Annotated in this window: 6 protein-coding genes; 1 reads left to right on the top strand and 5 read right to left on the bottom strand. The window is 60.0% G+C overall.

Annotation, left to right across the window (positions count from 1 at the left end; genetic code table 11):
- Positions 1 to 140: 140 nt before the first annotated feature.
- The 3 genes from GZ092_RS21075 to GZ092_RS21065 all read right to left on the bottom strand — a co-directional run bounded on the left by GZ092_RS21075 (position 141) and on the right by GZ092_RS21065 (position 5,873).
- Positions 141 to 1,076, bottom strand: coding sequence for a mechanosensitive ion channel family protein (locus GZ092_RS21075; RefSeq protein WP_293639282.1), 936 nt, complete (start codon positions 1,074 to 1,076; stop codon positions 141 to 143).
- A gap of 109 nt (positions 1,077 to 1,185) precedes the next feature.
- A complete protein-coding gene (locus GZ092_RS21070) occupies positions 1,186 to 1,728 on the bottom strand; it encodes a YetF domain-containing protein (RefSeq protein ID WP_293639281.1) in 543 nt (180 codons plus the stop codon).
- 152 nt (positions 1,729 to 1,880) lie between these two features.
- The gene (locus GZ092_RS21065; RefSeq protein ID WP_293639280.1) at positions 1,881 to 5,873 is read right to left on the bottom strand and encodes a DUF748 domain-containing protein; all 3,993 of its coding nucleotides are present in this window, start codon (positions 5,871 to 5,873) and stop codon (positions 1,881 to 1,883) included.
- On the opposite strand from GZ092_RS21065, the gene GZ092_RS21060 reads away from it, so the two are divergent.
- Positions 5,865 to 6,371, top strand: a complete 507-nt coding sequence (locus GZ092_RS21060; protein WP_293639278.1) for a hypothetical protein — start codon at positions 5,865 to 5,867, stop codon at positions 6,369 to 6,371. The genes GZ092_RS21065 and GZ092_RS21060 overlap by 9 nt on opposite strands.
- Before the next feature lie 467 nt (positions 6,372 to 6,838).
- On the opposite strand, the gene GZ092_RS21055 is transcribed toward GZ092_RS21060, so the two are convergent.
- Positions 6,839 to 7,930 (bottom strand): acyltransferase, encoded by a 1,092-nt coding sequence (locus GZ092_RS21055; protein WP_293639276.1) that lies wholly within the window; start codon positions 7,928 to 7,930, stop codon positions 6,839 to 6,841.
- Between the two features lie 64 nt (positions 7,931 to 7,994).
- Positions 7,995 to 8,480: an acyl-CoA thioesterase gene (locus GZ092_RS21050; RefSeq protein ID WP_293639275.1), complete on the bottom strand. Its 486-nt coding sequence runs from the start codon at positions 8,478 to 8,480 to the stop codon at positions 7,995 to 7,997.
- Positions 8,481 to 8,538 lie beyond the last annotated feature (58 nt).

Below are 8,538 nucleotides of genomic sequence, written 5' to 3'. Positions count from 1 at the left end.
CCCAGTGGCTGCGCCTACTCTTTCACCTCTCAAATTTGCATCTTCGCAAAGCCACTAATTCACCACTTTCTGGATTGTGCAAGTGGCTCGAATAAATAGCTGCTGACGCATATCCCGCTTGCGTAAACGGCATTTTTTGCTCAAATTTTTTGATTGGCTTGCATGGACCGGGCTTTTGGCGGATTCTTGCCGGCGGGCCAGCCCTCGCGCTGCCGGGTCCGGTCGCCGTCGACCTCTTCCGTCTGGTCATGCAACAGCACCACCGACGTCGGGAATGGCAAATCAACGCCGTGCGTCCTGGCGGCTTTCGCAACCGCCAGAATCACGCGGCCTTTGACATGCACCTGGTCCAGACGCGAAGAAGCGCTCCACCAGCGGACCTTGAGATCGACGGTCGAGTCGTTCAAAGCCCAGGGAATCACTTCCACCGCCGGATCAACCGAGACGCCCTCGACGCCCATGACCGCCTGGCGAAAAAACTCGACGGCTTCTTCCGGGTTGTCGCCATAACCAATGCCCACCACCAATTCATTGCGATGCTGTTTATACGCCGTGTTCACCACCACCGGCGATGTATAGACGTCGCTGTTCGGGATGATCACCTGCAGTCCGTCATAGGTTTTGAGGATAGTGGCGCGGCTTTCGATTTGCTCGACAGTGCCTTCGTAGCCTTTGACGATGATCTGGTCGCCCCGCTTGTACGGGCGCCTGATCAACAGCAGCAATCCAGCCAGCAGGTTTTGCAGGATGTCCTTGAAGGCAAAACCAATCGCCACCGAACCGACACCCAAGGCTGCAAAGATGTCACCCGGATGGACTGTCGGAAAGACGATGGCGCCAGCCACCAGCACCGCCATGATGATCAAGGCAACGCGTGCAAGAGAGCCCAGCAATGCCCCCAGGTCAGGACGGTTGCTCGCAATGCTGATCCGCTTGATCAGTCCCGCGAAAGCCTTGCTGGCAAACCAGACCGCAACCAACAGCAGGATGGCGACAAGGATGTTGGGCAACTGCAGGAAGAAAGCTTGGCCAGCGCCCAGGAGTTTTTGGCGCATGAGTTCCAGGGGAGAAAACATGGAGGACCTTTTGTGTTTGTATTCAAGGAGGAGCTGGCGCTTTGCCTGTATTGGTCACCGGCTTTCTCATACCGCGCGCAGGATTGGAATGCCGGATGGACAAAGAACATCATTCGCCCTGTGGATGGGCGGTGCGGCCATAGCCCTTGACCGCCAGCAATGTGTCTTCCGACTTGCCGGCATGGGTGATGACCGTGAATGAGGCATCCGTTTCAATCACCACCGCACGAACCGAGTCCAGCTCACTGTGACCAGCGGCGCGTATTGAAGCCAGCACCTCATCCCGGGTGACGCGCGCACTGCGCAACGCCTGGTCCAGGTACCGGCCCTGGTAAAAAAGGATCTGCTGTTCGCCGACGACGGCCCTGCGGACCCACTTGAACCGCACACTGAGCCAGGTCACGATGAACTGCAGGCCAATCAATACCCCGAACGCCGTCGCGCCCTGCGCAAGCGAAGCATCCTTGCTCAAAAGAGTGCTTGCCAAGGTGGAGCCAAGCGCCACAGTGACGACAAAATCAAACGCGTTCATCTTTGACAGCGTGCGTTTGCCGAACATTCTCAGCATCAAGACAAGGGTGACGTAGGCCAGCACACCCAGGACCGCCGTGCGCAAGATGGCGTTCCAGCCATTGAACAACAGATGATCCATGAAAGCCTTTTTTAAATAATCAACGTTGCGAGGGAACCAGGCCATTTGCCCAGTTCGGCCTGCGTTGCGTCAAGAACCGCGCGCCGGTCGTCCGGTGAAATGCGCGCGGAACGGGTGAACTGTTCATTGCGTCACCGGACGGACGTTTGCCGTTAACCACCCGACAGCTCCAGCTTGGCAGGAACCGATCCGTCTTTGGCCACAGGCACCTCCGCGATGCGACCGGTCTGCACCCTGGCGTTTTCCAGGCCTTTGCGCTGCAGGTAGCCGGCAATTCCCAGGGCCCTGCCCGCTGCCAGCTGCTGGACAGCGCTCTCGTTCACAGGAAATCCTTCAACAATGCTTTCAAACATGCGGCGGTACAGCTCGCCACTGGCCTGGCCGGGAACGAGGCTGGCGCGAAGGCGTTCGGCGGCGCCGCTTCCCGCCTGTTGTTCAAGCAGGCGTTGCAGGGAAGCCTGCGTGGTTCTGTCCTCGTAGGCGACGGGTCCCAGGTCTTCACCGGGACGCACGTTTTGGCCGTTGAGTTGCGCAACCGCCACGCGAGCCTGTGCCCGGCGCAGCGCCTGGCCATCCACTTGCGAATCGTAGGGCGCTCTCACGACCAGCCGCAGCTTGGGTCGCTCCCCCAGCGCTTTGGTCAGCTTGTCCAGCTTTTCCTGCTGCTCCGGCCGCAGTGACTGGCTGCCCGGCGCAAAGTCGATGCTGGCCAGAGTTTCTCCTGAAACACCGAACAAGCGCCCCAACAGTCGAAACGGTGCGGTGACCACACGCTGCAATGCATTGCCGATGGCCGCACGAACTGCGCCGCCAAAGCTGAAACGGGGATTGTCCAGATCGCCCAGCACCGGCACTGACAGCTTGATTTCACCATCGCTGTCCGTCAGCAGGGCCACCGCAAGGTTCAGCGGCAGATCGACAGCGCCAGGTGCATCCACCCGATCCCCCAATGTGAAGTCGGCCAGCCGAACATCGTTCTTTCCATCCAGCTTACCGTCTTCGACCTTGTACGCAAGGTCCAGCCACAGCTTGCCGGACTCGACCGTCCGGCCTGCGAACGTGGCGGTGTAGGGCGACAGGGGTTTGACCCGCACGTTGTTGAAAAGTACACGCAAGTCGGTGAAGACGGCAGGGTCGAAAGGAACAATGCTGCCCTCGACACTGGCGGAGCCGTATTGCTGGATGTCGCCTTTTGCGCTGACCCCTGCGCGGTGGGTCTTGTCGCTGGAGATGTCGACGATCGTGCCGTCGAAGCGGGTTACCTGGGTGGCAAACGGCAGCACCAGGCTCTGGTCGGCGTAGTCAACCGTGCCGTTGCTGAATCGAATCTTGCCGATTTCCATGGTGAACGGCGGCGAATCGTCCTTTGCCTGTGCTTGTGCCTGCGCCGGCTCTTTGCCCGGTTCCTTCTTGTCTGGACCGTTGCCTCCCGCCAATATTTTTTTGATATTGACGGTTCGGTCCTTCTCAATCTCAAGTTTCGCGCCCGGCTCCGATAGATTGATTTCACCGATGCGCAATGAACGAGCGCCGAGGTCGAAGTCAAAGCCGTCGGCATTGAGCTGCTTCCAGGAAAACAATCGATTGCCAGACGACGCTTCCACCAAAAGCAGATCGTTGACCTGCAATGTTCCCTTGGCGCGCAATGCGTTTTGCTGCTGTTGCTGATAGTCCACCGTCAGCGAGGCCTTGGCCGTGCCCGAACGCAAATCGACGGCCGCACGCTGGCGCACCATCGCCTCCAGCGGCAGCAAGGAAAGGCCCTCAGCATCGACCTTGGCCTGCACGCTGCCTTTTGCCAGATCGGCCTTGCCCTGCAGGTCGACCGTGCCGCCCTTGGCGAGCGCAACCTGCGCCTTGAAGGAAGCCGGCGACTGGCTGGACAGCGTCTGGATATTTGCCCCAAGCTTGGCATCGATGGACCAGGCCGGACGCATGGATTTGTCCAGGTACTGAACATTGAAGCGGTCGATCTGCGTGTTGTCCAGCGTGTACTGCCAGGCAGCAGAATCTGGCGTCGGCGCAACCTTGGCGCCCTGCCCGGCTGGCTGCGGATTTGCGGTTGCCAGCATTTGCGCCAGCTCCATCCGGCCTTGCGCATCCCGCACGATGCGGCCCTGGCCATCCTGAAGCTTCAGGGTGGCAGCGCCTATCCGCTTTTGTTGCAGATCGAGGTTGCCCTTCTCGATGGCGACAGTGCCCAACGCCAACAGCTTGGCAGACGGCGTGTCCAGCGACGTCAGCGCGATGGTCTTGAACTGCGCGCCCAAATCATTGACAACGATCTGCAACGGCCCCCCGCCGACTTCGACGCCCAGATTCAACTGCGCATCCATGCGGGCGATGTCGAGCGCGACAGGGGTAGACCGGCTGCGGTCCAGGAAACGTGCGCCGATCTGCTCCAGGGCAAGCGTGTTGACGTTCACACGCCAGGGTGGACCGTCAACGTTTGCGGAGGTTTTGGTTGCCGGCCTAGCTGCAACTTGCGGCGCCGACGGCTGCCAATCCACACGGCCATCACGCGCAATGGCTGCAGCGACGTCGCCACGCGAGAGCTTGACACGGCGCAAGCCAACGCGGCGCTCCGCCAGGTCAAGCGAGCCGCCAGCCAATTCAAATTGCTTCAGCGACAGCAGGCGCGGGCCACCGGCCTGCCGGGACAGCAGCACGTCGGGCAGTGAAAGGGCAAGCGCGTCCACTTGCACGGTCGGCGCGCCCTTCGATGGCAACGCAAACTTCACCTGCCCGGACGATGACAGCGGACCCGATTGCAGTGACAACCCGGCATAGCGAAGGATCACGGGTCGCAACGGCCCGAGGGCCAGCTTGTCAAGGTTCAGAGCGGCCTGCCCGCTGCGGCCATCAGGCGCAACAGAACCTTTGGCGCGCAGCATGCCGCCCTGCGCCACGGCAACCGCTGCCTCAAAGGGAATAGCCACGCCCGTATTGTTCGTGATGTTCTGTGCAGTCGCCGACTGCAAGGTCAGCCCGTAGGCCACGGCAGGCTGGAAACCACGATCCACCAGATCGACCGATACGCCTCCCAACTGAACAGTGTCAATGCCGTAATTCCAATGGCTTGAATTACCGGCCGTATTCACCGGGGCGGGTTGTTTGATGGCCGATTTGTTGTCAGCCCCGACGCCGAGCAGCTCAAGCATCTCGATGGCGCCGTCCGCCTGTCGCACCACGCTGGTTTGTCCCCCTTCGGCTTTCAGGGACACTGCGGTGAACTGCCGCTCGGCCAGGTTCAGTCGGCCTTGCTGCAAAGTAACGCTATCGAGCGTGGCCAATGGCTTGGGGGCGCCATCAGATTTCAGCTGCAGCCCTTTCAGCGTCACGCCGATGCCGTCGGCCACCAGCTGAAGCTCGTCACCGCTGGTCAGCGACAAGCCCAGTTCAAAGGCAATGTCCGCCACTTCGAACGACACCGCCTGACGCGGGCGTCGATCGGTGAAAAGAACCCCGACCTGCGCCACCTGCAACTTGCCCACCGCCACATTCCACGCGGTTTGAAGCGGCGCAGCCGCGGGCTTTGGCTGCAAATCCGGCGCTGGCTTGTTTTGCGCCGAAGGCTTGGCAATGCCGGCCCAGTCCAGGCGTCCCGCTGAATCGATCTCTGCGTTGGCCTGGCCTTCTTCAATGCGAAGCGTTCCAAGCGTGAACTTTTTTTCTGCCAGAAGCAATTGACCATCGGCCATGGCAATGCGCTTCATGGCCAGCAGTGTGGGTGATTGACCGGCACGGGCGACCAAAAGGCCGGAAGCGGTGAGATTCGCGGCGTCCAGTCGCAGCGATTTAACCGTGTCATAGGCGTAACGCGTCGAGAAATCGACATTTCCCTTGACGTCTGAAAGCGCCACCAGATCACGAACAAAAGGCCAGAGCCATGCCGCGTTCAGGGCTTTAAGCGACATCTCGCCGTTCGCCTGAAGGCTGGGCTGCAGCACCAGTTCGCCTTTCAGACTCAAGATGCCGTCGAGCGGGAGGTTGGCCTTTAACTGGTAGGCGGCTGTCTGATCATTCAGGGTGGAAAGATTGCTGGCCGTGAAATCAATGGCGTCCATGCTGGCGGCCGCAGGTTCGGTGCCTGACAGGTCGGTGAACCGGACGCTGGCCTGCGGTATTGAGAGCCGATGAAGCATTGCCCGCACCGGTTCGGTTTTAGGGTCACCACCTTTTGCGAAACGTTGAAAAATTTCTGCAACATCCAGTGTTCCGTCTTTGCGGCGCAGAACGTTCAGCTTCAGGCCCTCCAGCGTCAGATCATCCAGCGTCCAGGTTCTGCGCAGCGCACCGGCACTGCTGGCCTCCACGTGCAAGCGGTCAGCGGTTGCCAGCGGCGCCTTGTCATCGCCGATGCGGATACCGGCAATGTCTGCGGTGAGAAGAAACGGGTTGACATGCACTTCACCCAACACCACCGCTCGTCCAAGCAACGACTGAAGGGCGCCGGGTGCGTAATGCCGGATTGCCCAGGGCGCCAGGAAAAATCCAAGCGCAGCATAGAGTGCACACAACACGGCAAGCGTGAAGATGACGTACTTCAGCGTCTTGCGGGAAAAAACCGCGTGCCAACGCGCATTCGATTTTTGAGTCAGTGCCAAAGCAGCGCCTTTGATTTCCAGACCTTTTTGGGTTGACCGTTTAAATCAAGCATGCCTTATAGAAGTGGGTTGACTATCGTGCGCTGCTTGTCTGCAAGCGTTTGATTTGAGCGGACAAGGCGAACCCGATACGCTTTGTTTTTGCCTGAGCGTATCTGCAGAGAACATCTAAAAATTAAAATCTCGGGGACTTTTTTGGGCATGGGCATCGTGTGAAGCAACCAGCAGACAGTCTGCTACAGCCCGGCGGCGGGTCAGGAAAGGAAACTTCCTTGCTGGATGCGGGATAACTTCCGAGATATATGCCCATCGGTCGCGACCAGGCCAATTGCAGCTGTTCAATGCCGAACAATAACTTTCGCTCATTGCTCTCACATCAGGCGATTCGGTTTCAAAGCTGAATGCATTCAAATGCCAATCGCTATTAATTCAATAGCTGCTTACGCCCGTCCAGCTTGCGCAAATGCTATTTTTTGCATAAATTTATGACGGTTGACGCTGCATCAGGCTGCAAAGCGCAATTTAAGACGACCCGAATAAAGCGAAGCCCTGGATTCAACGTTGCGGTACAGCACGCTGCCAGCACCCACCGACAGCGCAAACGCCGCCAGCAAACCCGCCCCATTGGCCAGCAAATGCGCAGGCCAAAATCGGCTGACCACCGCATTGACCAGCAGGCAGACCGGAAAGTGAATCAGGAAAATCGAATACGACATTTGCCCGAGCCCGGCCAGTTGCCGCTGCAGCCAGCGTGGCGCGCCTGGCCCTGAAGCGTGGCGCTGCAAAACCACCAGCCCGAACGCCACGGCCAGCGCCACCAGCAACCGTCCCCTGAAATCAAGCAGCAGCGCGCTGCCGGCCAGCACGCCCATGCACAGCAGCCAAGAAGTCCGCCGGTCTGAATTGCCCGCCCAAAAAGCCAGCATGCCCAAGCCGTAAGCGCCAAAGAAATACACCCCGGCCGTGTCCCAGCGGCTGTCGTTGTTGAACAAAAACAGCGACGCCGCGCAGACCATCACCGTCAACACCAGTCCAGGTGCGACCCGCCAATTCAGCAGGTCCGGCCAGCGCCGTTCCAGCCGCCGCGACAGGCTGAACAGCAGCACGGCCATGGCAAACAGCTGAAAATCAATCGCCACATACCAGACGCCGGCGGACAGCCCTTCCAATTCAAGCAAATCCTGCAGCAGCAGCCCATGCGCCAGCAACTGAAACAGCGTCGGGGCCGACGGCAGCGACGCATGGTCAAACCACGGGCGGACCAGCGCGGCCACCGCCACACTCGCCGCCACCGCCACCAGATAAGGCAGCACCAGCCGCCGGTAGCGGCGCGCCATCAACCGGCCCGGCGACGCATAAGTCGCCTGGCCTTGCGGCGCCAGCGACCTGGCCGCCAGAAAGCCGCCAATCACCAGAAACACCTGAACGGCCATGCGACCGTAGTCATACAGCCAGTCGGTCAACGCAGGCACATGGGGATACAGCACATCCGACATCGGCCCGTAAAAAGCCAGGTGGTGCCAGATGATCAGCACACAGGCCAGCCCCTTGAGCGCGTCAATGCCGGGTTGACGCAGGTGAACAGGCCGCCCCATCAGGCCAGCAGACGCTGGCGCGCGGGTTCAGTTTTGCGCAGGCGCCGTGCGGTAAGAACAGCGTTCACGCGGGCTTGACGGTCAGCGCCTGCCGCCGCAGTTCAAACTCCCGACGCAACTCGCGGCGGATTTTGGCGTCGGCGTAGCGACGTACCTGGTCGGGCGTTTCGGGTTCGAGCGGCGCAATGGCGGTGGGTTTGCCGTCTTCGCCCACGGCAACCATCGTGAAAAAGCAGCTGTTGGCATGCCGAACGCTCTGGCCCCGGATGTTTTCGGTGATCACCTTGACGCCCACTTCCATCGACGTGTTGCCGGTGTAGTTGACCGATGCCAGCAGCGTGACCAGCTCGCCCACATGAATCGGCTGGCGGAACATGACCTGATCGACCGACAGGGTCACGACGTACTCGCCCGCGTAACGGCTGGCGCAGGCATACGCAACCTGATCGAGCAATTTGAGGATGGTGCCGCCGTGGACATTGCCGGAAAAGTTGGCCATGTCGGGGGTCATCAGCACGGTCATGCTGAGTTGGTGATTGGGGAGAGGCATAGGGAGAACTGAAAAATGGAAAGCGCGATGTTACTGCTGATCGCTGCGCTGGGAGCGC

The organism is Polaromonas sp., from assembly GCF_010365105.1.
In the GTDB taxonomy this organism is placed as follows: domain Bacteria; phylum Pseudomonadota; class Gammaproteobacteria; order Burkholderiales; family Burkholderiaceae_C; genus Polaromonas.
Note: the sequence above shows the minus strand (reverse complement) of the source record. Positions and strands in the feature narration are given on the sequence as shown.

What these genes read in the sequence shown, in the direction of transcription:
- GZ092_RS21075 (WP_293639282.1), bottom strand. Translation starts at nt 1,076, where the DNA reads ATGTTTTCTCCCCTGGAACTCATGCGCCAAAAACTCCTGGGCGCTGGC.
- GZ092_RS21060 (WP_293639278.1), top strand. Translation starts at nt 5,865, where the DNA reads ATGAAGCATTGCCCGCACCGGTTCGGTTTTAGGGTCACCACCTTTTGC.
- GZ092_RS21055 (WP_293639276.1), bottom strand. Translation starts at nt 7,930, where the DNA reads ATGGGGCGGCCTGTTCACCTGCGTCAACCCGGCATTGACGCGCTCAAG.
- GZ092_RS21070 (WP_293639281.1), bottom strand. Translation starts at nt 1,728, where the DNA reads ATGGATCATCTGTTGTTCAATGGCTGGAACGCCATCTTGCGCACGGCG.
- GZ092_RS21050 (WP_293639275.1), bottom strand. Translation starts at nt 8,480, where the DNA reads ATGCCTCTCCCCAATCACCAACTCAGCATGACCGTGCTGATGACCCCC.
- GZ092_RS21065 (WP_293639280.1), bottom strand. Translation starts at nt 5,873, where the DNA reads ATGCTTCATCGGCTCTCAATACCGCAGGCCAGCGTCCGGTTCACCGAC.